Raw genomic sequence first — 20,068 nt, forward strand, 5'->3', positions numbered from 1 at the left:
AATCCTGCTGGTTCAGGCGGCCTTGGCGCGCATCGCGGCCTTCGTCAGATCCACCTTGAGCCGCCGGAGCATTCGGGTCTGCGCCACCGTCAGCGGGGGTGCGGAGACCATCTGGCGCTCGACCCACGCCGCCTCTCTGCGCTCCCGCTCGACCCACCGGACCTGTTCGCGGACCAGGTTGTCGAGGAGCCGCTTCATGGCGGCCGACCGGACGGCCTTGCCGTTGACCACCACACCGCGCGGAACTGGCCTCCGGCCGCCGGGCGCCTCGGGGTCGATGAGGACGAGACCCTTCATACGAACACCACCCGCTTGAAGCGGTAACTGAGAGCGGTCTGCGAGACGCCGAAGTCCTGGGCCAGCGCCGTCTGAGACGTCCCCCCGATCCAGGCCACCATGGCCGCCATCACGTCCTCGTCCGAGAGCTTGGTGTTCGCGCCCCGGAGCGTGTTCTCCCTGGGCGTCACCGGCTCAAGGTGCTGCTCGAAGTTCACACAGTCACGCCGGGTGCAGCCGTTCGCCTTCACGTGATCGACCTGCATGCCCTCGGGGATCGGACCCACGAAGTGCTTGTACGCCCACCGATAGGCGCGCACCGTCTTGTTGTTGACCTTGAAGAGGCCATAGCCCTTGGGACACGTGCTGCCCGTCCAGATCCAGAAGGCGTCCGTCTTCTCGACGTACGACCAGAAGCGGGCCTCGTCGTCGTTCCGGATGAAGCAGGGAGCTGCCCCTCCCACATCGCCCCTACGCGAGCGCTGGTAGTGCATTCCGCACAGGTCCTGCCGGACTCTGCCCGTCTTGCCGCACCCCTCGATGCTGCATATACCGTGGGCCACATCGACTCCTCGTTAGTCGGTCACGCCCGGGGTGTTCGAGCACCCGCCGGGGTCTTTCGTTAGATGAAGATCGGCTGACCGGGCTCGTATCCGCTGTCGCCGACCACAGCACAGAGCGGCTCGCCGTCCTCGTGCGACCAGTCGGGAGCCGAACCCCAGGCGGGGTTCCAGCTCGTGGGCTCGACCTCGACGGCCGACTCACCGCACTCCTCGCAGCGCGCCTCCATCAGTCCTGCACCTCCGCCCTCAGCCAGCGGTCCGGGTGCTCCTCGGCCTCCCGGGCCACCAGGTCGTCCTTCTGGGCCTCGGTCAGGTCGGTGATGAGGTACACGGCACCACCGGACGGCTTGAACTCCGGAAGGTTGCTGAAGGCGTGGACGCTGTAGAGCCGCTCACCGTTGGCCGTCAGACGCTGCTCCCCTGCCATGAGGTCCGGCTGTCGTACATGAGCTGCTTGTTCTCGCGGCTCTGGACGAAGACGTCGATCGCCTCCGGCCCGGCGCCCCCGAAGTGGATGAGCTGCATCCCCTCGTGCGGATATCCGTAGGACCACGAGATGGCCCACTCGGAATCGAGCCTCAGCAGGGTGACCCGGTCACCGGAGGCGGTCTCGTAATGCGCCTTCTGCTCCCACTCGGTCTGCATCAGAGCCGCCCCTCCACGTCGCTGACGTCCTCGGGCTCCAGAAGCTCGTGATACGCCTGATCCGACAAGCTCCCCGGCGCGATGAACGGGCACTGGAATTCGCCGTCTTTGCAGGTCCAGCAGGACGCCACGGTCTCCCCCAGATTTTAAATTCTTCGCGGTTCAAAAATGGGCGAAGCCCCGCTGGGAGGGGATCTCAGCGGGGCCTGCTGCGGGGGCAGAGTAGCGGCTCTGGGGGCGCCTTCCAAAACTCTCTCCTGGATACCCCTGGAATTGTTGGAGAGGGTCTAGACCGGGAGCCAGTCGGACTCCCCGGACTCGTACTTCGACACGACCGTCATGAAGTCCTCGATTACGACGTTGAGGAGATACTCGGTCCGCCGGGGGTCGCCGTGGTCCAACTCGGCGATCTCGCGGGCCTCCTGCCGCCCCTTCTTCACCTGAGCCGTCAGCTTCAGCGTCCCCCGCTCCAGGCCGCGACGGTTGAACTCGAAGTGTCCGTCCTCCTTCGTGACCAACCCGTAGAACCCCATGACGTCCGTGAGTTGCTTCTTGGACAGCTTCCGGGCCTCGGCGGGCCGGATGTAGTCCTCCACCTTCTCCGGGATGACCACCACGGGGGCCTGGGCGGGTTCCTGGGGCACCGGCAGGACCTCGGGCTCCTCCGGGACCGGCACGGTCACTGTGGCCGCCCTTGTGGCCTCTAGGGCCTGGGGACGGAGCAGGTCGTCCAGCGAGGTGTCCCTCTGCTCGATGATCTGGCGAAGAAGGTCGTTCGACTCGCTCTGCCCGGCGATGAGCTGTTCCAGGAGGCCGTCAGTCGAAGTGCTCACCAGAGTGTCCACCTGGTGCTCACTCGGGTGAGCACCTTCCGGCTCATACCGCAACACGAAGCGCTCGGCACCGCGCCGCATGATGACGACCTCGTCACCTTGGCGGGCCTGGTCGAGCATCTTCCCTGCCTGGCTCCGCATGTCCTTTGCGTTATACGTGCTCATAGACCCAAGTGAACACCAGATGCTCATCTCAGACAAGTCAAATGAGCACTCAATGAGCACCTACCCCGCCGGTACCCCGAACAGCCGCTCCCGCATCTTGGCGAGCCGCCCCTGCTGCTCCTCCGCCCACGTCTCCGACGCCTCCATGTGGCCGCCCAGGGACGTCAGGCGAGGCGCCTGGACCCGCTGGGCCTCCCGAGCCGACCTGGCCTCCACCGGGGCGCCCAAGCCCTCCGGAGTGCTCGGCACGGGTCCGGCCTCCGACTCCTTGGCGAGCAGGTGCTCGTGGAGCTTCAGCTCGTCGCCCTCCTTGACCAGGGCCGCCCAGACCGGATCGGCGTCGGCCGGGAGGGGGTTGGCCGCGAGGTACTCCTCACGCCTGGGGTTGGCGGTCGAGTGGAGGTAGGCGATGCACCCGGCCGGAGTCCCCCTGCGGGCCGAGACCGCCTGGACCGCCAGATCCTTGGCGTGACGGGCCTTACGGATCCGGTCGTCCTGATAGCAGGTCTCCCACCACTCGCCGGTCATCCGGTAGTTCGACGCCCACTTGATCTCGTAGACGATCGAGCGGCACTGCCGGACCTTCCAGACCAGCAGGGGGTTGACCTTCTTCATGCGGGCCAGGAGGTCCTGGGCTCCCCGCTTCGACAGGCCCAGGAGGGCCGCCACGTCCCCCGTGGAGAGCACGACGTCCTCCAGACCGCACAGGACGGCCAGGACCCAGGCCCGGCGCCCCAGGGGCTCCACAGCCGCGTTTTTGGGCTTCTCCCCGTCGATCTCCGCCCAGAGGTCGATCCCCGGGTCCAGGGCGGCCAGGATCTTCCCGGAAGCCGTGGTGACGTTCAGCTCGCCCAGGGTGAACAGGGCCTTCATCCCCTGGTCCAGGGCCTCCTGTGCCCTCGCGCTGATACGCGCACTCAGGGGCGCATTACCCGTTGAGAGTTCGATCTTTCCCTCCTTCTCGTCCAGGAGAGAGGAGGATGAGGGGGAAGAGATCTTCAATGAGGTACTGCGCCCCTGAGTGCGCGTATCGGAGTACCTGATCTGCATGTCCTCGCGCTCCTCGACCAGCGGGGAGGAGACCCCCCGGGTCCTGGTCCAGAGGAAGCCGTACGTCGAGGTGCCGCCATCGGGGCCGGTGACCTCCCGGACGGTCCTGCTGGTGTTCCCGGACCACCGGGCCAGTCCCCGCGTCGCGCTGACGTAGGGGCGGGTGACGACCGTCCAGGCGATGGCCATCTCACACGACACCTCGGAGCGGCCCACGGAGCGCCTGGCCAGCTCGACGAGGTGGAGGGGGTTGATGCCCTCCGGCTTTTCCTGGAGATCGATGTGACCGGTGACGGCACGGCCGCTATTCTGGAGGGGCATCTTGCTCCCTGGGTCTGAGTCGTTCGGGGAGTCCGGTCTTCGGAGGAGTTGAGCCCTCCTGGACCAGCGGGATTTTAAAATCCCTTCGACTGAGCCCCCGGTTCCCGCCGGGGGCTTCGTCATCTCCGCCAGCATACGACCGTCCAGGGCCGGTCGAATTGCCCGATCGGCGTATGCAAAATCGTGACTACGGGAATCCTGGGTGCGGCCCGGCCGGCCCGCCAGATTTCTCCAACAATCCTTGCTAGGCGTACATATTTTAAAATCTATGGCCCGTCTTCGATGCCTACTGCATTTGCCCTCCTGCCGCCAGCACCTGTAAATTGGTCGCATTGCCATCACGGCGACACCGACTCCTCAGGAGGCCCAATCGGGCACCCCCAGGGGAGCCCTGGGGTACATCGACCCAGGAGCCCGCGCCATGGCGCCTCTCGACCTGAAGGTCATCCTCAACCGCTACACCCCCTCTCGCGCTCTCGTGGACGGCCGGCTCGCCGACGTCCTGATCCCCGAGCGCGCCTGGCACGACGCCCTGCTGGCGTCCCAGGGCGACGACCTGCTCGACCGCTGGAACCCGAAGGTCCGCCAGGACTTGGCCTCCCCCACCGTCTCGACCGACTGCTGGACCTGGACCGCTTCCACTGACCCCAGCGGATACGGCACCTTCGCGCTCGGCGGCCAGACCGTCCGGGCGCACATGATCGCCTGGGCCATCGAGCACGGCAGCCCCCCGTCGTACGCCTACGGTCCGCGCGGCTGGGAGCGCGTGGACCTTGGTCATCTGTGTCACGACCGGGACGCCTCATGCTCCGGCGGACCCGCCTGCGCCCACCGGCGATGCTGCAACCCCGAACACCTCGGTCTCCAGTTCCACTCCAGCAACGTCCGAGCTGGGCTGGCCGGAGACCACCACCGCCGCAAGGTCACGTGCCCGAGCGGTCACGCGTACGAGGAGTTCGGCCGCGCGTACACGAGCCCAGCCGGAGTGACGCGCCGCTACTGCCGGGCCTGCAAGTCCGGTGGCCGGGCCGTGGAGTTCGTCGGCGTTCGCAGGGCCGCCCCGGAGCTGGCGGTGACCGCGTGAGCCGCCCCCGCCTGCTACTCCTCGACGAGGAGCTGCTGCCCGTCGCCAGGATCGTCGGCCTGTTCCTCCGGATTCAGGACGACCCCCAGAGCACCGCCCAGGTCGCCGCTGAACTCGCGATCTCTGAGTCCACGGCGTTGCGGGCGCTGAAGGCCCTGACGGAGCGGGGCTGGGTCCGGAGGGTCCACACCCTGTGGGCGAGCACGGAGGACGGCGAATGATCGCCGTCATCGTCTTCCACGGCCTCGCCGCACTGATCGTGACCGTCTGGATGTCCTTGATCATCCGCGACCTGCGGAGGGCACGTTGACGCTCACCGCAGCCGACTTCTTCGCGGGCGCGGGCGGCTCCTCCCAGGGCATCCACGCGGTGCCCGGGGTCCAGGTCGTGCTCGCCGCGAACCACTGGGGCCTGGCCGTCCAGAGCCACGCGCTTAACTTCCCCGACACGGAGCACGACTGCGCCGACATCGCCCAGGTGGACTTCCGCCGGTACCCCCGCGTGGACATCCTCTGGGCGAGCCCGGAGTGCACGAATCACTCGATCGCCCAGGGCCGCCGGAAGACCCAGCACGACCAGGTCCCGGACGCCGAGGGCAACGTCCTCCCGCTCGAAGCCGGGGAGCGCAGCCGGGCCACGGCCTGGGACATCCCCCGGTACCTGGAGCGGATGATCCTGCGGGGCCGTCCGGTCCTGGGCGGGGTCGTCGAGAACGTCGTGGACTTCCGGCGCTGGGTGCTCTTCGACGCCTGGTACAAGGCAATGGAGGCTCTCGGCTACCGGCTCCACATCGTGTATCTCAACTCGGCCCACGCGCACTCCAGGACGTCCCTGTGGGCGCCGCAGAGCCGCGACCGGATGTACGTCACCTTCGTCCACAGCAGCGTCCGCAGGGCGCCCGACTGGGACAAGTGGTTGCGCCCCTTCGCCGTCTGTCCGGCCCACAGCACCATTCGTGCCCGGCAGTCCTTCAAGAAGGCGGGCGACCCTTGGGGCCGCTACCGGGCGCAGTACCAGTACGTGTGCCCGCTGGGCGGCTGCACCCTGGTCGCCGAGCCGCTGGCCCTCCCGGCGTCGGAGGCCATCGACTGGTCGCTGAAGAGCCAGAGAATCGGCGACCGCCTCCGGCCACTGGCCGCCAAGACGATGGCGCGGATCGAGGACGGCATCAAGCGGTACGCCCGTCCCCTGCTCGTACCTGTGGAGGGCCGCGACGGCAAGGAGGCCCGGCCGCTCGACGAGCCCGGCCGTACCCAGACCACCCGGCGGGAGACCGGGGTGCTGTTCACCCCGTTCATCGCCGAGCTGAGGGGCGGCAGCTCCAAGCACCGCTCGACAGCGGACCCGTTGGCCACCGTAACGGCCTCGGGTAATCACCACGGGCTCCTCATTCCGTACTACGGCGCCAGCCGCGTACGGACCGCGCAGGAGCCCGTGGGGACGCTGACAACGGTGGACCGGTACGCCCTCCTCGACGCCCAGATCAAGGTCGAGGACTGCCTGTTCCGGATGCTCCAGCCCGCGGAGATCGGCAGGGCCATGAGCTTCGGGGCCGACCACAAGGTGCTGGGCAACAAGCGCGAGCAGACCCGGCAGTACGGGAACGCGGTCACGCCCCCGGCCGCGGAGATCCTCGTCAGCGCCCTCACCGAGGCCATCACAAACGAGGTCCTCGAACCGGCGGTGGCGGCGTGAGCGAGACCTTCGAATGCCTGGTCTGCCAAGAGCACACAGAGCGCCCCACCTGCCCGCGCTGCTTCAGCCGACTGCGGCGGATGCTCGGCGAACTGCCCGAGCAGTACGTCCTCTTGTGCATGTCCCACCAGCCGCTGAAGACCGGCAGTGACGGGCGGAGCGGTCGAGCGGTACACGCCCCGCTGCCGGGCCGTCTGGACACCCTGAACCTCCTCGGCCCGGCCAGTCGTCACGGCGTCATGGACGAGGACCAGACCGGCCCAGTGCCGTTCCTGGAGGTCTTGGCGAGCTGGACCGAGGCGGTCACCGACGAGCGGCGGCTGACGCCCTGCCGCCGGAACGTGACGGCCATGGTTGACCGGCTGACGCGGCACCTGGAATGGATCTGTAACCAGAGCTTCGCCGGGGACTTCTTCGCGGAGATCGACGAGCTGCTGAAGGTCACCCGTCAGATCACCATGACGCAGCCCGTCATGGAGCTGCTGAGGGGCGTCGTCTGCCCGACCTGCGAGCGGTTCACGATGGTCCGCTACCGCCCCAGCGACTGGGCCGCGGAATGCCGGTTCTGCACGAGCGTCAAGCTGGACCAGCACGACTTCGACCTGTTGATCAAGAGGCAGGTGACGCAGCAGACAATCGGGGTCGCGGCCAAGACCTGACGATGTGACGGCCGTTGACGGTATCGTCAAAACAACAACTGAGCGGGGACCGCGCTAGCCGCCAAGCATGGGCGCGGTCCCCTAACCAACAGCGAGGGACTAGCTCGCCGTGGCTAACACGAACCGTATCGTCCTGCCCGAAAAGGCGGGACGACACCCTGAAATGACGCCTGTTGACGGCGTCTTCCGATCCCGCCAGAGTACCCAGATCGGCCTGGCCGCAGCAGCGGCCGTCATGACCGCCGCTTTGACGGCCGTCTCCTTCTGGCTCTCATACGAACATCTGCACGACGTCTCCGCCGCCCACCGGCTCCACGGAGCCCGCGCATGGGCCTGGCCCGCGACCATCGACAGCTTCATTGGCATCGGCGAGCTGTTGATCCTGCGTGCCTCCCTGATGCGCCGCGTGGACTGGTGGGCCATCGCGCTCACCTCCGCCGGGTCGATCGGGTCGATCGCCCTCAACGTCTCCGGCGTCGGCACAACCGCGTCCCTGCTGGACTACGTCGTCGCCGCAGTGCCGCCCGTGGCCGCCCTGCTCGCCTTCGCCGCCTTGATGCGCCAAGTCCACGACTTCCTCCTGTCCCGTCAGGGCCTGCCGATGGTGCCCGTCACCGTGCGGCCGGCTCTCCAGGAATCGTTGGAGACGGAGGCCGTCGAGAAGCCCGCTGCCGAGCCCGTCGTGACGCCTGAGCCGGAGCCCGTCACGGGCCTGACCCAGCGCGAGCAGATCGACGCGATTATCAGGGCGCTGTACGACTCGCTCGGCAACCGCCGTCCCGCGACCCGTCACATGCGCAAGGCCCTCGGTGACGCGGGCCTCCCGAACAGTGACGGCACCTGCCGCGAGGCCCGCAAGCGTGTCGAGCTGGCCGAGCCCCACCTGAAGTCCCTGCCGGACGCCATCGCCGCCTGACGGCGAGCCCACACCCCTTTCCCCGGGTGCGCTGTGCTCGCCGTCGGCTTGAGCACGCGCGCCTCCATGCCCTGGAGGGCGCAGTGAACACCCCTGAACCGCCGAACTACCCGCCGTACGCCTCGTGGAGCCCCGACCCCGAGGTCCACGTCCACATCACCACCGACAAGCCCGAGGAGCCCGGCTGGGACTGGAGCTGGATGCAGCTCACCACCAACACCTGGACGGCCGCCCTGGCCTTCATCCCGGCGAACATCTGGGCCAAGGTCCTCCACGACGTCGCCACCCAGCAGGGCCTGGATGGCGCGTGGTTCATGGGCGGGGCCTCGGTGCTCGTCACCGCCGTCCGCTTCGGCCAGCGCCGCAACTGGATGCGCCGGACCATGCTGTGGATCGCGGTCCTCGGCTGCATCTTCGCCCTGCCCGTGTTCGACGCGATGGTCCACGTCCTGACGGGCGGTGGCCGGTGAACGGCGTCACGACCACCACGGTCTCGCTGGGCAGCGTCGTCGTCGGCCTGTCCATCTGGGCCTGGCACCTGACGAAGTGGTGGAAGACCGGAGGCGGCAAGGGCGGACCCGGCCCCGGCGGTCCTGGGGTCGCCCGCGACCCGAAGGCCCTGCTGCCGCTCGTCACCAGCTCCGCCCTCGGCATGCTCGCCATCACGGCCACCGGGGGTCTGATCGGCACCGCCGCCGTGATGCTGCTGCACTCGACCAACACCCTCGGCAACTGGTCGCTGACGGCCGTCACGGGCACCGCGACGCCCTCAGTCACACGCTCCGGCCACAAGGGCCTGTCGCCCGGCGGGAGCGCCGCCCTGGTCGTCTACATCGTCGTCTTGGTCGCCCTGTGGAAGTCCGGCGCCAAGGTCTACAAGAACAAGATCGTCTCGGGCGTCGTCAGCGGCGTCATGCTCGGCCTGAGCGCCGGGTTCTCCGGCATCGCCGCCGCCGGAGTCGTCTCGCTGTTCAATGCGGCGGGCGACAAGCTGACGGGCCTGATGTGAGCGGGCTGAACAGCGCTGCCGAGCGCCTGGCGAAGGGGAGCAGCCTCCTCGCCAGGCGGATGGTCACGGGTATCGGCGCCTGGCTGAAGGCCGGGGAGACCGTCTCCGACTTCGTGGTCCGCGTCGTCTTCCTCGGCATCCCCGGCCTGATCGTCTGGGGACTCCTGAGCGTCTCCATGGCCTTCATGTGGGTGCTGGCCGCCTTGTGGATCGTCTCGGCCTGGCGGGCGGTCCCCCGGCCGGCCAAGAGCACCAAGCCCGGGAAGGACGCCGGACTCCACCCGGACGACATCGCCGAGCTGCTCCACGAGCTGGCGGGCGACGGCAACATCCACCTCTCCCGGATCCGCAAGCAGCTCGTCGAGGAGACGGGCCGTCGTTGGTCGGACGCGGACGTCCGCAAGCTCCTGGAGGCCGCGGGCATCACGACCCGGCATAGCGTCCGGGTGCCCGGCCACGGCGTCGCCGTGGGGGTCCACCGGGACGACATGCCGAGCCCCTCCCCCACCGCCTTCAGAAGTGCCCCGAGAGAGGTTGAAGTGGCTGGTCAGCACGCTACGGCTACAGCTACGCCGCCCACGGTCGAGGACCTCGGGGGAGGGGCTGGACGGGTCATCCGCCATCCCGATGAGCGCCGCCAGTACGACGTCCGCCCGGAGCCGGAGGAGGTGGAGTCCTGATGGAGTACTGCGAAAAGTGCGGATGGTGGACGAAGCCCCGCTGCGGCCACTGAGCAGTTGGCGGGATCGGCCCCATGGGGGTTGGTCCCGTCGGCATGATCGGGCCATGAGCACAGAGGTGAAGGCCGCCATCATCGGCCTCGTGGGTGTCGTGGTCGGTGCCGGGCTAACCATCTTTGGCGCCTGGCTCCAGCAACGCGGCCAAGTAAAGATAACGAAACGCGAACGAGCGGAACAGCGGGCGCTGTCACTAGGAGACACTGCGCTCACCGAAATTCTGAACCTGCGGAGGGCCGCCACCGAACCATTCATCGCGCCGACTGGATCAGGCGGTCGGGAAATCGGGCGCGCTTTGCGCAATCAGCTAAACGAGCGCATAGCACTACATGTTGCACCGGCACAGGTTGCCCTACTCACCCTGCCCGGCGCTGCCCCACTTCGAAATCGCATGGATGACGTGTTCCAGGTGCTCGAAAACTGGGAGCGCCTGGGCGGGGCATTGAGCACACGGAGAGCACAGGCGCTCGGAGCCATCAGGGAGGCAATCGACATCCTGTCCGCATTCCTACGAGGAGAGCCCCTACCGAATCCCTCGCTGGGATTCTCTTCGTCCCTCAGGGTATTGAGGGAGCAGGAGGAACGCGCCCGCCTGATGGCCGAGACCGAGGGCATGGTCGCTGACGACGACTAGCGCGCTGCGACAGCAGCTTGACGTCTTCACGCACCTGTCGCATAATCGCGATCAGCAGGACTTTTGTGTCTGCGCGCAGGCCCCGACCCCTCAGGACACCGGGGCCTTTTGCGTTCCCAGGGGAGGCCGCCGTGCAGGACGAGATCTGGCTGACAGTCAGGGAGGCGGCGCTCCTGGCGGGCGTCAGCTCCCAGACCGTCTACTCCTGGGAGCGCCGGGGCCACCTGAAGGTCGAGGGGCTCGACGAGCGGGGCCGAAAGCTGTACCGCCACCTCGCCGTCGCCCAAGCCGAGAAGGCTACCCGTGCCAAGGCAAAGCGCGTGCTCGCTACGCGGGACTAGGCGATTCCGCGATCAGGCTCAACTCCAGGTTCCTCAACCGCCACAGTCGAGTCCACGCGCAGATCCGGGAAAGTGGCACCCGACATCTTCATCACGAGTCCGACGAGAAGCCGGTCCCTCACAGACTGGTCATTAATCTGCCACAGCAAGTTTACCGCATCCTTCATGTCGCGCTCGGACTCCATATCGGCGTGGAGTAGATTGGTTTGTCCCTCCATATGTCTCAGCGCACTTGCTGCCTGACGGTTGAACAGCGTGCTGATAGATGTTGTCAGCACCCCGGCTAGCGTCGTCGTCACGGACGCCACCTGGCTCCCGTGCTCTCCGGCTCGAAAGATAGACAAAGCCACTCCCGATATCAGGACCACGCCACCGAGCACGGAGCAATACAGGCTTGCCGCGAAGCTACGTTTCGCCTGGAAAAGTCCGTGAACGTAGTACTCGATCAACAGCAAGCCGAAGCGATCTCGCTTCTCCTTGGGTGATTCCGATGAACTCGACAGCGGACTCCCGAAAATCGGCGATTCAGGATCAAGCGCCGATGCACCCTCTCCTCCGCGTTCGCGATCAGTACTTATCGATCCTTGATCTTCCGAACGACCTTCAAGTTTCGCACGTACCACCTCGTGCAAGTGATCAAGCCCGGCATCCAGGGCGGCATCAACCGCCCTGTCAGCTTTGGCGCTGATTCGAACAAAGATTAGAACAAGGATGATCACAGGCACCGCGATAGCCGCTGCTTCCAAGTCCTTCATCACACCGGCATCCTGACAGCCTCGCACCCGTCGTGGCAGGCGATTAGCCCTGACCGGTCACCCGTCGTCCCGCATACGCGAGGGGGTGAGTCGGCCATGGCCCGTACCTTCACCCGCGAGGACGAGGAGCGGCTGCGTCAGCTCCACGCTGACGGCGTCAGCCGCAACGACATCGCCCGTCAGATGGAGTGGTCGGTCGGCACGATCACCAACCACGCGAACCGCCTCGGGCTGGCCTTCGACAGGGCCGCCACCCGAGCGGCCACTGACGCCCGTCAGATCGACCTGACGGACCGGCGTCAGCGGAACATCCAGGCGGCGTACGACCTCGCCGAGGAAGCACACTCACGGGCCTTCGAGCAGTACGAGTTGACGGGCTTCGACCACCTCGGCAATCCCGTCACCCACTTCGTACGCCGACCACCCGCGCGGGAGTTCAAGGACTTCACCCAGTCGTTCTCTACGGCCCTGAACGCGGCTGTACGCCTCGAACAGGTCAACGCCGGGGATGCCGGACGGGACGAGGCCCAGGGGCTCCTGCGGGGGCTTGGTGACGCCATGACGGCTGCTGCTGACGCCCTCGCCCAGGACATGGGGATCGGCGATGCAGCCGACTACGGCGGCTAGGTACGCACCCCTCCTGGAGCGGTTCTCCCCCAAGCAGGTCCTGAGCATCACCGCGGCGAACCGCAGGATCTCCCTCTGGGAAGGCGCGGTCTCCTCCGGGAAGACGATCGCCTCCCTGTGGGCCTGGGTGATGTTCGTCCGCGAGGCGTCCACCACGGGCGAACTGGTGATGGTCGGCAAGACCCGCGACTCCGTATACCGCAACGCCCTCCAGCCGCTTATGAACCCGGAGATCTTCGGGGAGCTGGCGCTCCAGGTCGATTACAACTCCGGAGCCCCGACCGCGAAGATCTTCGGCCGCCTGGTGCACGTCATCGGCGCCAACGACATCAAGTCGGAGTCCAAGATCCGGGGCATGACGTGCGCGGGTGCGTACGTCGATGAGGCCACGCTGCTCCCCGAGCCGTTCTGGGACATGCTCCTGACCCGCATGCGGGTACGGGGTGCCCGGATCTACGCCACGACGAACCCCGACTCGCCGGCCCACTGGCTCAAGGCGAAGTTCATCGACCTGCCAGAGCAGCGCCGGTCGATGAAGGTCTTCTCCTTCACGCTCGACGACAACATCCACCTGGATGCCGAGTACGTCGCACACATCAAGGCCAGCAACGTCGGCTTGTTCTACAAGCGGTTCATCCTCGGCCAGTGGGTCGCCGCCCAGGGCGCGATCTACGACATGTTCGAGGAGTCCCGGCACGTCGTGGACATCGTCCCGGCGATCCGGCAGTGGATAGCCGTCGGCATCGACTACGGCACCTCGAACCCGACCCACGCCGTTCTGCTGGGGCTCGGGGTCGACGACTGCCTATACGTCACGAGCGAGTGGCGGTACGACGCGCGGGCCCAGCAGCGGCAGCTCACCGACGTCGAGACCTCCGAGCAGCTTGTCCTCTGGCTTAGGGGGCTTCAGCCGCCGGGGAGCCGGGACAGGGGCGTACAGCCGATGTTCACGGTCGTCGATCCCTCGGCGGCCTCGTTCCACGCGCAGCTCCGCCGGGACGGACTCCACCCGGTGCCCGCGCACAACAAGGTGCTTTCCGGCATCCGGCTCGTGTCCAATCTCCTCGCCTCCGACCGTCTGCGGATCCATCGCGGTTGCGCCCACCTCCTCAAGGAGATCCAGGGCTACGTCTGGGACGAGAAGGCCGCCCTCCTCGGCGAGGACAAACCACTGAAGCAGAACGACCACGGCGCAGACGCCCTCCGCTACGCGATCAAGACCACCCAGCACATCTGGCGGTCCTCGATCGACATCACGGTGAAGGAGGCGGCGTAGTGGGCACTGCATGGCCTCCCCCGGACCTCGCCGAGGTCTTCGCCCAGCAGGACGTCTGGAGCGCCTGGTACGCCGGAACTCCCGAGGGTCTGACCGAGGCGTACCTCAACTCCCCCAACGACATGACGATCCGGCGGCGCAAAGGTTTCCTCGCCCGCCTGGGCCGATGGTTCTGGGGTCAGCCCACTCCCCTCGGTGAACGGCCCTCCAAGCTCCATGTGCCGCTTGCCGGTGCCATCGCGGCCACCAGCGCCAACCTGCTCTTCGGGTCCCCGCTGAACCTCACGGTGGACTACGAGGCGACCCAGGAGCGCCTGGACCAGCTCGCCGACGACACCACGTACGCCGTTCTCCGGGAAGCGGCGGAGGTCTCGGCAGCCCTCGGCGGCGTCTATCTCCGGGTGGTGTGGGACCAGAGCGTCCAGGACAAGCCGTGGCTCGTCGCAGCCTCCCCGGACATCGCGGTCCCCGAGTGGAAGTGGGGCCGGTTGAGCGCCGTCACCTTCTGGAACGTGATCCGCGAGGATGCCAACACCGTGGTGCGGCAGCTCGAACGGCATGAGCCCGGCTGGATACGGCACTCCGTGTGGGTCGGCTCGGCGAACGAGCTGGGGACGCAGATGTCCCTGGCGGACTTCCCAGAGACCGCCGACCTCGCGGAGCTGGTGGTCGACGGCGACGGCATCCCCACGGGGACGCTGAAGCTCACCGCGGCCTACGTCCCGAACCTCAAGCCGAACAAGCTGTGGCGGCACCTGCCCGCAGCGGCCCACCTCGGCCGATCCGACTTCTCCGGCGTCGAGCCGCTGATGGACGCACTCGACGAGGCGTACAGCGACTGGATGCGGGACCTGCGGCTCGGCAAGGCCCGGCTGCTGGTCGGCACCGAGGTGCTCGACAACCTCGGCAAGGGCAAGGGCGCGGCCTTCGACATCGAGCGCGAGCTGTTCACCCCGCTCGCCCTCGCGCCCGGTGAGGACAAGGGCTCGGTCATCGAGCAGGTCCAGTTCGCCATCCGCACCGAGGAGCACCGCGCTCTGTGTGCCGAATTGGCGGAGCGCATCATCCTGGGCGCGGGCTACAGCCTCCAGACCTTCGGAGTGGCGGGCGAGGTCGTCGCCACGGCCACGGAGATCTCAGCGCGTGAGCGTCAGTCGCTGACCACCCGGGCGAACAAGACGAGCTACTGGCGTCCGGCCCTCGCGCACCTCTTCGGCGTTCTCCTGGAGATCGACCGTGCCGTCTTCGGCACTCCGGTCATTCCCCAGGTACCGCACGTGGAGTTCGCGGACGTCGTGAGTCCCGACCCCAACGAGGTTGCCCAGCAGCTCAATTTGCTCAGCGCGGCGGGGGCGGTCTCGACGTACGAGAAGGTGCGCCGCCTCAACCCCGACTGGCGGGACGAGCAGGTCCTCGAAGAGGTCGCCCGCATCCGGGAGGAAGCCGTCCCGGCTACGGCGCCGACTGCACCTCCAGGACCTCCCGAGGACGTTCCGGCAGCCGCCTAGGAGGCTTCCGGGGTGCCGCCGCAGACGAGGCAGGCCGTCTCCCCCCGGCTCTCCGCCTCAGCCACCGTGACGCTCTTCACGGAGTGCAGCTCGTAGTCCTGGGCGAGGCCGCCCACCTGCCCGCTGAGCAGCGCGTGACAGTCCTCGGTTGCGTGGTACCGGTCGCCTTCGTCGCTCATCCACACGTTCTGGGTCATGCGGCGCAACGTACCCGCTCCTCCACACGACGTCAGCAGGCCGGACTGGATCTGCTGAGCCCGCATGGGCACCCCCACCCGACAAGGGAGCACCACCATGGCGACCCCCGCAGAGCCCGGCACGGGCGCGGACACCACCGTCACCAACCCGGAGGGCACCGCTCCCCCGGTGAACAACCCGCCCGAGCCCGCCAAGGACGACAAGGGCACCCAGAGCGGCGATACGAACTGGCAGGCCGAGGCCGAGAAGTGGAAGGCCCAGGCCCGCAAGCACGAGGACCGCTCGAAGAGCACCACCACCGAACTCCAGCGGCAGTCCGCCCTGTTGGCCAAGCTCGCCGAGAAGGCGGGCATCGAGCTGGACGACGGCAAGGCCGACCCGGACAAGCTCGCCCAGCAGCTCACCGCCACGCAGGGCAAGGCCCGGCAGAGCGCCGTGGAGCTGGCCGTCTACCAGGCCGCCACCAAGCACAGCGCGGATGCCAACGCCCTGCTCGACAGCCGGGGCTTCCTGAAGCAGGTCGAGGACCTCGACCCGGACGCCGACGACTTCGCCACGAAGGTCGGCGACGCCATCAAGGCCGCTGTCGAGTCCAACCCGAAGCTCAAGACCGCGGCACAGGCCCCTCCCGCGCGCAGCGGGACGGAGCTGTCCGGGCGCGGTGAGGGAGCACGGAAGCCCACCAACCTCGCCGACGCCGTGGCAGCACGGATGCGCGGCAACTGATCGAAGGAAGAGCCCATGCCCGTCACCCTCAGCGAGGCGAAGAACAACGCGACGGACGCCGTTGACGTCCAGGTCATCGACGAGTTCCGCAAGGAGAGTGCCGTCCTGGACGCGCTCACCTTCGACGACGTCGTGAACCCTGCCGGTGGCGGCGCGACCCTGACCTACGGCTACCGGCGTCTGGTCACCCAGCCCACCGCGGCCTTCCGCGCGCTCAACACCGAGTACGCACCCAGCAACGTCCAGACCCAGCGCTACAGCGTCGATCTGGCCGTGCTGGGTGGCAGCTTCGAGGTGGACCGCGTCATCGCCAAGGTCGGTCCGGCCGCCTCCGGCGCCGTCGCACTGAACATGTCGCAGAAGATCAAGGCGACCAAGACCCGCTTCCAGGACGCCGTCATCAACGGTGACGTGGACAACGGGGACGACGCGGACGCCGAGAACGGCTTCGACGGCCTCGACAAGGCCCTGCGCGGCTCGGACACCGAGTTCCGCGCCACCGAGACCACCGACTGGTCGGACTTCGACACCAACCCGGCCTCGGCTCAGGTAGCCCTCGACGCACTCGACGAGTGGCTGTCCATGCTCGACGGCGCCCCGACGATGATCCTGGGCAACACCAAGGCCCTGGCGCGTGTGCGGGCCCTGTCGCGGCGTGCCGGGGTCTACACCCGCAACCCCGTGGACGGTCTGCTCGGCCCGGGTGGCCGGCCGATCGTGCGGGAGCAGTACGGCGACATCGTGTTCGTGGACCCGGGCGAGAAGGCGGGTACCTCGTCCCCGATCATCCCGATCGGCACCCGCGACCCCGACAGCTCCACCTGGACCGTGGAGATCACCGGCTCGCCCACGGGCGGCACCTACACGGTCAGCGTGACCGTGGGCGGCAGCACCCAGACCACCGCAGGCATCGCCTACAACGCCACGGCCTCCACCGTGCAGACCGCCATCACGGGGCTGTCCAACGTGGGCACCGGCAACGCCACGGTCACGGGCACCACCGTGAAGACCCTCACCTTCACCGGTGACCTCGCACACCTGTCGGTCGGTGTGACCGCTTCCGGCGCGTCCCTGACCGGCGGCACCTCGCCCGGCGTCACCGTCACCCAGACCGGCGACAACTCCGTCTCGGGCCTCACCGACCTGTACGCGGTCCGCATGGGCCTGGACGGCTTCCACGGCGTCAGCACCGTCGGCGGCCAGATCGTCTCCCACTACCTGCCGGACTTCACCACCGCTGGCGCGGTGAAGAAGGGCGAGGTCGAGATGGGCCCGATCGCCGTGGTCCTGAAGGCCACCAAGGCGGCGGCCGTCTTCCGCAACGTCAAGGTCCAGTAGGAGGACGGTATGGCCAGGACCGAACTGACCCCTCAGCGCTTCGCCGTGCTGGGGCTCGCGCCCACCTACGTGTCCCCGGACGCGGCGGGCGTCTCCTTCCGCTCCAGCGGCAGGCAAATGCTCCACATCAAGAACGCCTCCGGCGCCTCGATCACCGTGACGCTGAAGATCGGCCGGACCGTCCAGGGCCAGTCCGTCACGTCGCCGACTGCCACGGTGGGCGCCGGGGCGGACAAGTTCTTCGGGCCGTTCCCGGACGACTTCGACCAGCCCGACAACACGGGCACCGTGTTCGTAGACCTGTCGGCCGTCGCCAGCGTCACGGTGGCCTGTCTGACCCTGTGACGGGAGGCGTCATGCCGTACGCCACCGTCGAGGAGTTCACCAACTTCCTCGACCCCGACCCCGTCCCGGCCAACGCGGCCCGGCTGCTGGCCAACGCCTCCCGGAAGCTCGACCAGCTCCTCATCGGCGCGGTGTACGCGACCATTGACGGTCTGCCCACCAACCCCGAGCTGGCGGACGTCTTCCGAGACGCGGTGTGCCTCCAGGCCCAGTACATCGCCGACTTGGGCGACGAGACGGGCGCCAACGCCAACGTCTCCGAACTGTCCGTCGGCAATCAGAAGATGGTCCGGGCGCTGTCCCTGGTCGGATCGGGCACGTCACGGGTCTCGCCGGACGTGGTCGCGCTTCTCCAGACCGAGGGCCTTGTTCCGGTCCACCCGCACATCTGGGGGGTGTCCGTGTGCTCCTGATGAGCAACGTCACCGCCACCGTGGTCGCCAGGCCGGAGCAGATCCGGGACCGCCAGAACAATCTGGTGCCCGGCGACTGGTCCACGGCCAGCAGAACGCCGTACGCCGCGATGCTCCAGCCGCTCAGCTCCACGGAGACCGTGCAGCAGGGCGACCAGGTCGCCACCGACCAGCAGTGCTTCCTTCCGCCCGAGGCGGTGGTGAGCGAGTACGACCGGGTGGAGATCGACGGCGTCACGTACGAGGTCACCGGGCGGCCGGGCCGGGAGCAGGGTGCGGGACCTCTGGCGGTCCTCAGTCACCTTACGCTCGTCCTGCGGGAGGTGACCGGCTGATGGGTGCCTTCAAGGCCGATGACGCCGCCATCGCCTCCCTCGTCCACGAGCAGTTCGTCCAGGACGACCTGCACGAGCGGGCTGACCGGGTCGTGACCGTGGCGCAGACCAACGCGCCCGTCCGCACCGGGCATTACCGCGATTCCATCCACGCCCAGGACGCGGCCGACGGCTCCGTCCTGATCCTCTCGGACGTCGAGTACGCCGCCGTGATCGAGCTGGGCACCCGGGACGAGACCCGCCCGGCTCACCACGTCATCGGCACTGCGCTCGACGCAGCAAGGGACTGATCATGCCCAAGCTCAAGCTCGTCTTCGCCTACAAGGGCAAGCGGCCCGGCGATGTCGTGGACGTCCCGGACGACTCCGTCGGCGACCTCGTGAGAGCCGGTATCGGGCACCTGGAGGGTGCTGAGCCTGTCCTGCGGCTGGGCCATCTCCCCCAGGTCGTCCAGCCCGTCCAGGACGCCCCTGCGCCCGCCAGGCGGCAGCCCAAGCCCAAGGCCGAGCAGCGGGACACCCTGCCGACCGAATAGGAGACCGCGGTGACCGAGCCTCTGACGGCGCTGGTCTTCTCCGACGTCGAGGCGATGGTCATCAACCAGCTCCTGGACGTCACCGGCTACCAGGCCGCGACCATCCGGCCCGGCGGGGACGACTTCACCGCCGCTCTCCCCTTCGTCTGGGTCGCCCGGATCGGCGGCGTACGGACCACCGGAACCCTCGGTGGCCGCCGCTTGCACGACGAGGCCCGCATCTCCCTGGACGTCTACGCCGCCTCTCGTGTGGAGACCACCGACGCGATGGCCCGGGTCAGGGCCGCCGTCGAGCAAATGCAGGGCACCACCCGGGACGGCGGCCTCGTGCTGCGCACCTGGGAGGAGAGCGGGCCAGCCATCCGGCCCGAAGAGCCCAACACGAACGTCACGCGCATCGGCTACACCGCCGGACTGCGCGTTCGCCCCGCCTGACCCGCGACCCGCCTGGGCCTCTCCAGGCTGAACTTTCGACACAGGAGAAGCTATGGCTGATGAGACCCAGGTCAGGGTCGGCGTCAAGGGCCTGTTCTACGTGGCCCCCGTCGGCACCACCTCGCCCACCGACCCCTACTCGGTCTGGGGTGACGGCTGGCTGGACGCCGGATACGTCACCGAGGACGGCCTGAACGAGGCGCTCAACGAGAACCGGCAGACCTTCAAGGCGTGGGGCCGTCAGGACCCGGTCCGGACCCAGGTGACCGACCGCGAGACCAAGTTCAAGGTCACCTTCATGCAGACCAGCGCCCTGACGCTGGCGCTGTACTACGGCGTGGACATGGCCGACATGACCACCTCGGGCACGGCCGGGACCCAGTTCCTGGCCTTCAACGAGCCGGACACCACCGAGTCGATGTCGTACGCGCTCGGCATGGACGTGTTGGACGGCGAGTACCCGAAGCGGATCATCGTCGCCCGCGCCGAGGTCTCCGAGAAGGGCGACCTGCCGCACAAGTCGGACTCGGTGCAGAACTACGAGCTGACGTTCTCCTCGCTGACCGCCCCCGGAGGCGCGGCCTCGATCGTCCGCATGTTCGGGCAGGTCCCGCTTCCGAGCTGACCCGACATGCAGTGGTTCACCGCA

At 67.9% G+C, this 20,068-nt stretch carries 31 protein-coding genes; 22 read left to right on the plus strand and 9 right to left on the minus strand.

Annotated features, from left to right (window positions below):
- Window positions 1-12: 12 nt before the first annotated feature.
- The 7 genes from ACZ37P_RS08860 to ACZ37P_RS08890 all read right to left on the minus strand — a co-directional run bounded on the left by ACZ37P_RS08860 (window position 13) and on the right by ACZ37P_RS08890 (window position 3,853).
- On the minus strand, window positions 13-297 hold the full coding sequence (locus ACZ37P_RS08860; RefSeq protein WP_467345672.1) for a hypothetical protein: 285 nt from the start codon (window positions 295-297) through the stop codon (window positions 13-15).
- Window positions 294-839: an HNH endonuclease signature motif containing protein gene (locus ACZ37P_RS08865; protein ID WP_467345674.1), complete on the minus strand. Its 546-nt coding sequence runs from the start codon at window positions 837-839 to the stop codon at window positions 294-296. The genes ACZ37P_RS08860 and ACZ37P_RS08865 overlap by 4 nt, the downstream gene beginning before the upstream one ends.
- Window positions 840-898: 59 nt before the next feature.
- A complete protein-coding gene (locus ACZ37P_RS08870) occupies window positions 899-1,066 on the minus strand; it encodes a hypothetical protein (protein ID WP_467345676.1) in 168 nt (55 codons plus the stop codon).
- Window positions 1,066-1,266 carry a hypothetical protein gene (locus ACZ37P_RS08875; RefSeq protein WP_467345678.1) on the minus strand — a complete coding sequence of 67 codons (201 nt, stop codon included), beginning with the start codon at window positions 1,264-1,266 and terminating at the stop codon, window positions 1,066-1,068. The genes ACZ37P_RS08870 and ACZ37P_RS08875 overlap by 1 nt, the downstream gene beginning before the upstream one ends.
- Window positions 1,245-1,484: a hypothetical protein gene (locus ACZ37P_RS08880; RefSeq protein WP_467345680.1), complete on the minus strand. Its 240-nt coding sequence runs from the start codon at window positions 1,482-1,484 to the stop codon at window positions 1,245-1,247. The genes ACZ37P_RS08875 and ACZ37P_RS08880 overlap by 22 nt, the downstream gene beginning before the upstream one ends.
- A gap of 287 nt (window positions 1,485-1,771) precedes the next feature.
- Window positions 1,772-2,317, minus strand: a complete 546-nt coding sequence (locus ACZ37P_RS08885; RefSeq protein ID WP_467345681.1) for a hypothetical protein — start codon at window positions 2,315-2,317, stop codon at window positions 1,772-1,774.
- A gap of 225 nt (window positions 2,318-2,542) precedes the next feature.
- Window positions 2,543-3,853: a hypothetical protein gene (locus ACZ37P_RS08890; protein ID WP_467345682.1), complete on the minus strand. Its 1,311-nt coding sequence runs from the start codon at window positions 3,851-3,853 to the stop codon at window positions 2,543-2,545.
- Between the two features lie 421 nt (window positions 3,854-4,274).
- Between ACZ37P_RS08890 and ACZ37P_RS08895 the strand changes: the two genes are divergently transcribed.
- From ACZ37P_RS08895 to ACZ37P_RS08940, 10 genes are all read left to right on the plus strand, one after another.
- Window positions 4,275-4,937: a hypothetical protein gene (locus tag ACZ37P_RS08895; RefSeq protein WP_467345684.1), complete on the plus strand. Its 663-nt coding sequence runs from the start codon at window positions 4,275-4,277 to the stop codon at window positions 4,935-4,937.
- Window positions 4,934-5,158: a helix-turn-helix domain-containing protein gene (locus ACZ37P_RS08900; RefSeq protein ID WP_467345686.1), complete on the plus strand. Its 225-nt coding sequence runs from the start codon at window positions 4,934-4,936 to the stop codon at window positions 5,156-5,158. Before ACZ37P_RS08895 ends, ACZ37P_RS08900 begins: the two co-directional genes overlap by 4 nt.
- 85 nt (window positions 5,159-5,243) lie before the next feature.
- On the plus strand, window positions 5,244-6,632 hold the full coding sequence (locus ACZ37P_RS08905) for a DNA cytosine methyltransferase (protein ID WP_467345687.1): 1,389 nt from the start codon (window positions 5,244-5,246) through the stop codon (window positions 6,630-6,632).
- Entirely contained in the window at window positions 6,629-7,291 is a 663-nt protein-coding gene (locus ACZ37P_RS08910; protein ID WP_467345689.1) for a hypothetical protein, read from the plus strand. Before ACZ37P_RS08905 ends, ACZ37P_RS08910 begins: the two co-directional genes overlap by 4 nt.
- A 235-nt stretch (window positions 7,292-7,526) precedes the next feature.
- Window positions 7,527-8,207 (plus strand): DUF2637 domain-containing protein, encoded by a 681-nt coding sequence (locus tag ACZ37P_RS08915; RefSeq protein ID WP_467345690.1) that lies wholly within the window; start codon window positions 7,527-7,529, stop codon window positions 8,205-8,207.
- 83 nt (window positions 8,208-8,290) lie between these two features.
- Window positions 8,291-8,677, plus strand: coding sequence for a hypothetical protein (locus ACZ37P_RS08920; protein WP_467345691.1), 387 nt, complete (start codon window positions 8,291-8,293; stop codon window positions 8,675-8,677).
- Entirely contained in the window at window positions 8,674-9,216 is a 543-nt protein-coding gene (locus ACZ37P_RS08925) for a hypothetical protein (RefSeq protein ID WP_467345692.1), read from the plus strand. Before ACZ37P_RS08920 ends, ACZ37P_RS08925 begins: the two co-directional genes overlap by 4 nt.
- Window positions 9,213-9,896: a hypothetical protein gene (locus ACZ37P_RS08930; protein WP_467345693.1), complete on the plus strand. Its 684-nt coding sequence runs from the start codon at window positions 9,213-9,215 to the stop codon at window positions 9,894-9,896. Before ACZ37P_RS08925 ends, ACZ37P_RS08930 begins: the two co-directional genes overlap by 4 nt.
- 106 nt (window positions 9,897-10,002) lie before the next feature.
- Window positions 10,003-10,587, plus strand: a complete 585-nt coding sequence (locus tag ACZ37P_RS08935) for a hypothetical protein (protein WP_467345695.1) — start codon at window positions 10,003-10,005, stop codon at window positions 10,585-10,587.
- Window positions 10,588-10,718: 131 nt separating this feature from the next.
- Window positions 10,719-10,928, plus strand: coding sequence for a helix-turn-helix domain-containing protein (locus ACZ37P_RS08940; protein WP_467345697.1), 210 nt, complete (start codon window positions 10,719-10,721; stop codon window positions 10,926-10,928).
- On the opposite strand, the gene ACZ37P_RS08945 is transcribed toward ACZ37P_RS08940, so the two are convergent.
- Entirely contained in the window at window positions 10,925-11,683 is a 759-nt protein-coding gene (locus ACZ37P_RS08945; RefSeq protein ID WP_467345699.1) for a TRADD-N-associated membrane domain-containing protein, read from the minus strand. The two genes, ACZ37P_RS08940 and ACZ37P_RS08945, sit on opposite strands and share 4 nt — an antisense overlap.
- Window positions 11,684-11,779: 96 nt before the next feature.
- Between ACZ37P_RS08945 and ACZ37P_RS08950 the strand changes: the two genes are divergently transcribed.
- The 3 genes from ACZ37P_RS08950 to ACZ37P_RS08960 are packed head-to-tail and all read left to right on the plus strand — an operon-like array spanning window position 11,780 to window position 15,094.
- Window positions 11,780-12,310 carry a hypothetical protein gene (locus tag ACZ37P_RS08950; RefSeq protein WP_467345700.1) on the plus strand — a complete coding sequence of 177 codons (531 nt, stop codon included), beginning with the start codon at window positions 11,780-11,782 and terminating at the stop codon, window positions 12,308-12,310.
- Window positions 12,288-13,586 (plus strand): PBSX family phage terminase large subunit, encoded by a 1,299-nt coding sequence (locus ACZ37P_RS08955; protein ID WP_467345701.1) that lies wholly within the window; start codon window positions 12,288-12,290, stop codon window positions 13,584-13,586. The genes ACZ37P_RS08950 and ACZ37P_RS08955 overlap by 23 nt, the downstream gene beginning before the upstream one ends.
- Window positions 13,586-15,094, plus strand: coding sequence for a phage portal protein (locus ACZ37P_RS08960; RefSeq protein ID WP_467345702.1), 1,509 nt, complete (start codon window positions 13,586-13,588; stop codon window positions 15,092-15,094). The genes ACZ37P_RS08955 and ACZ37P_RS08960 overlap by 1 nt, the downstream gene beginning before the upstream one ends.
- Here ACZ37P_RS08960 and ACZ37P_RS08965 read toward each other — a convergent pair.
- A complete protein-coding gene (locus tag ACZ37P_RS08965) occupies window positions 15,091-15,291 on the minus strand; it encodes a hypothetical protein (protein WP_467345703.1) in 201 nt (66 codons plus the stop codon). The genes ACZ37P_RS08960 and ACZ37P_RS08965 overlap by 4 nt on opposite strands.
- A gap of 97 nt (window positions 15,292-15,388) precedes the next feature.
- Here ACZ37P_RS08965 and ACZ37P_RS08970 point away from each other — a divergent pair, with 97 nt between their 5' ends.
- From ACZ37P_RS08970 to ACZ37P_RS09010, 9 genes are read left to right on the plus strand one after another with little or no spacing between them, the layout of a single operon-like run.
- The gene (locus ACZ37P_RS08970) at window positions 15,389-16,018 is read left to right on the plus strand and encodes a hypothetical protein (protein ID WP_467345704.1); all 630 of its coding nucleotides are present in this window, start codon (window positions 15,389-15,391) and stop codon (window positions 16,016-16,018) included.
- A 15-nt stretch (window positions 16,019-16,033) separates the two neighbouring features.
- Window positions 16,034-17,356 carry a major capsid protein gene (locus ACZ37P_RS08975; RefSeq protein WP_467345705.1) on the plus strand — a complete coding sequence of 441 codons (1,323 nt, stop codon included), beginning with the start codon at window positions 16,034-16,036 and terminating at the stop codon, window positions 17,354-17,356.
- 9 nt (window positions 17,357-17,365) lie between these two features.
- Window positions 17,366-17,701: a hypothetical protein gene (locus ACZ37P_RS08980; RefSeq protein WP_467345707.1), complete on the plus strand. Its 336-nt coding sequence runs from the start codon at window positions 17,366-17,368 to the stop codon at window positions 17,699-17,701.
- Window positions 17,702-17,712: 11 nt separating this feature from the next.
- On the plus strand, window positions 17,713-18,114 hold the full coding sequence (locus ACZ37P_RS08985; protein WP_467345708.1) for a head-tail connector protein: 402 nt from the start codon (window positions 17,713-17,715) through the stop codon (window positions 18,112-18,114).
- Window positions 18,114-18,449, plus strand: a complete 336-nt coding sequence (locus ACZ37P_RS08990) for a hypothetical protein (RefSeq protein ID WP_467345709.1) — start codon at window positions 18,114-18,116, stop codon at window positions 18,447-18,449. The genes ACZ37P_RS08985 and ACZ37P_RS08990 overlap by 1 nt, the downstream gene beginning before the upstream one ends.
- Window positions 18,449-18,739: an HK97 gp10 family phage protein gene (locus tag ACZ37P_RS08995; RefSeq protein ID WP_467345710.1), complete on the plus strand. Its 291-nt coding sequence runs from the start codon at window positions 18,449-18,451 to the stop codon at window positions 18,737-18,739. Before ACZ37P_RS08990 ends, ACZ37P_RS08995 begins: the two co-directional genes overlap by 1 nt.
- A gap of 2 nt (window positions 18,740-18,741) precedes the next feature.
- A complete protein-coding gene (locus ACZ37P_RS09000) occupies window positions 18,742-18,984 on the plus strand; it encodes a hypothetical protein (RefSeq protein WP_467345712.1) in 243 nt (80 codons plus the stop codon).
- Window positions 18,985-18,993: 9 nt separating this feature from the next.
- Window positions 18,994-19,419, plus strand: coding sequence for a hypothetical protein (locus ACZ37P_RS09005; protein WP_467345714.1), 426 nt, complete (start codon window positions 18,994-18,996; stop codon window positions 19,417-19,419).
- Between the two features lie 52 nt (window positions 19,420-19,471).
- On the plus strand, window positions 19,472-20,044 hold the full coding sequence (locus ACZ37P_RS09010; protein ID WP_467345716.1) for a phage tail tube protein: 573 nt from the start codon (window positions 19,472-19,474) through the stop codon (window positions 20,042-20,044).
- Window positions 20,045-20,068 lie beyond the last annotated feature (24 nt).

The organism is Streptomyces sp. NPDC024632 (genome assembly GCF_055559175.1).

Coding starts and splice junctions, on each gene's coding strand:
- ACZ37P_RS08860 (WP_467345672.1), bottom strand. CDS start 297: ATGAAGGGTCTCGTCCTCATCGACCCCGAGGCGCCCGGCGGCCGGAGG.
- ACZ37P_RS08870 (WP_467345676.1), bottom strand. CDS start 1,066: ATGGAGGCGCGCTGCGAGGAGTGCGGTGAGTCGGCCGTCGAGGTCGAG.
- ACZ37P_RS08875 (WP_467345678.1), bottom strand. CDS start 1,266: ATGGCAGGGGAGCAGCGTCTGACGGCCAACGGTGAGCGGCTCTACAGC.
- ACZ37P_RS08880 (WP_467345680.1), bottom strand. CDS start 1,484: ATGCAGACCGAGTGGGAGCAGAAGGCGCATTACGAGACCGCCTCCGGT.
- ACZ37P_RS08890 (WP_467345682.1), bottom strand. CDS start 3,853: ATGCCCCTCCAGAATAGCGGCCGTGCCGTCACCGGTCACATCGATCTC.
- ACZ37P_RS08895 (WP_467345684.1), top strand. CDS start 4,275: ATGGCGCCTCTCGACCTGAAGGTCATCCTCAACCGCTACACCCCCTCT.
- ACZ37P_RS08915 (WP_467345690.1), top strand. CDS start 7,527: ATGACCGCCGCTTTGACGGCCGTCTCCTTCTGGCTCTCATACGAACAT.
- ACZ37P_RS08935 (WP_467345695.1), top strand. CDS start 10,003: ATGAGCACAGAGGTGAAGGCCGCCATCATCGGCCTCGTGGGTGTCGTG.
- ACZ37P_RS08945 (WP_467345699.1), bottom strand. CDS start 11,683: ATGAAGGACTTGGAAGCAGCGGCTATCGCGGTGCCTGTGATCATCCTT.
- ACZ37P_RS08950 (WP_467345700.1), top strand. CDS start 11,780: ATGGCCCGTACCTTCACCCGCGAGGACGAGGAGCGGCTGCGTCAGCTC.
- ACZ37P_RS08955 (WP_467345701.1), top strand. CDS start 12,288: ATGCAGCCGACTACGGCGGCTAGGTACGCACCCCTCCTGGAGCGGTTC.
- ACZ37P_RS08965 (WP_467345703.1), bottom strand. CDS start 15,291: ATGACCCAGAACGTGTGGATGAGCGACGAAGGCGACCGGTACCACGCA.
- ACZ37P_RS08970 (WP_467345704.1), top strand. CDS start 15,389: ATGGCGACCCCCGCAGAGCCCGGCACGGGCGCGGACACCACCGTCACC.
- ACZ37P_RS08975 (WP_467345705.1), top strand. CDS start 16,034: ATGCCCGTCACCCTCAGCGAGGCGAAGAACAACGCGACGGACGCCGTT.
- ACZ37P_RS08980 (WP_467345707.1), top strand. CDS start 17,366: ATGGCCAGGACCGAACTGACCCCTCAGCGCTTCGCCGTGCTGGGGCTC.
- ACZ37P_RS08985 (WP_467345708.1), top strand. CDS start 17,713: ATGCCGTACGCCACCGTCGAGGAGTTCACCAACTTCCTCGACCCCGAC.
- ACZ37P_RS08990 (WP_467345709.1), top strand. CDS start 18,114: ATGAGCAACGTCACCGCCACCGTGGTCGCCAGGCCGGAGCAGATCCGG.
- ACZ37P_RS08995 (WP_467345710.1), top strand. CDS start 18,449: ATGGGTGCCTTCAAGGCCGATGACGCCGCCATCGCCTCCCTCGTCCAC.
- ACZ37P_RS09000 (WP_467345712.1), top strand. CDS start 18,742: ATGCCCAAGCTCAAGCTCGTCTTCGCCTACAAGGGCAAGCGGCCCGGC.
- ACZ37P_RS09010 (WP_467345716.1), top strand. CDS start 19,472: ATGGCTGATGAGACCCAGGTCAGGGTCGGCGTCAAGGGCCTGTTCTAC.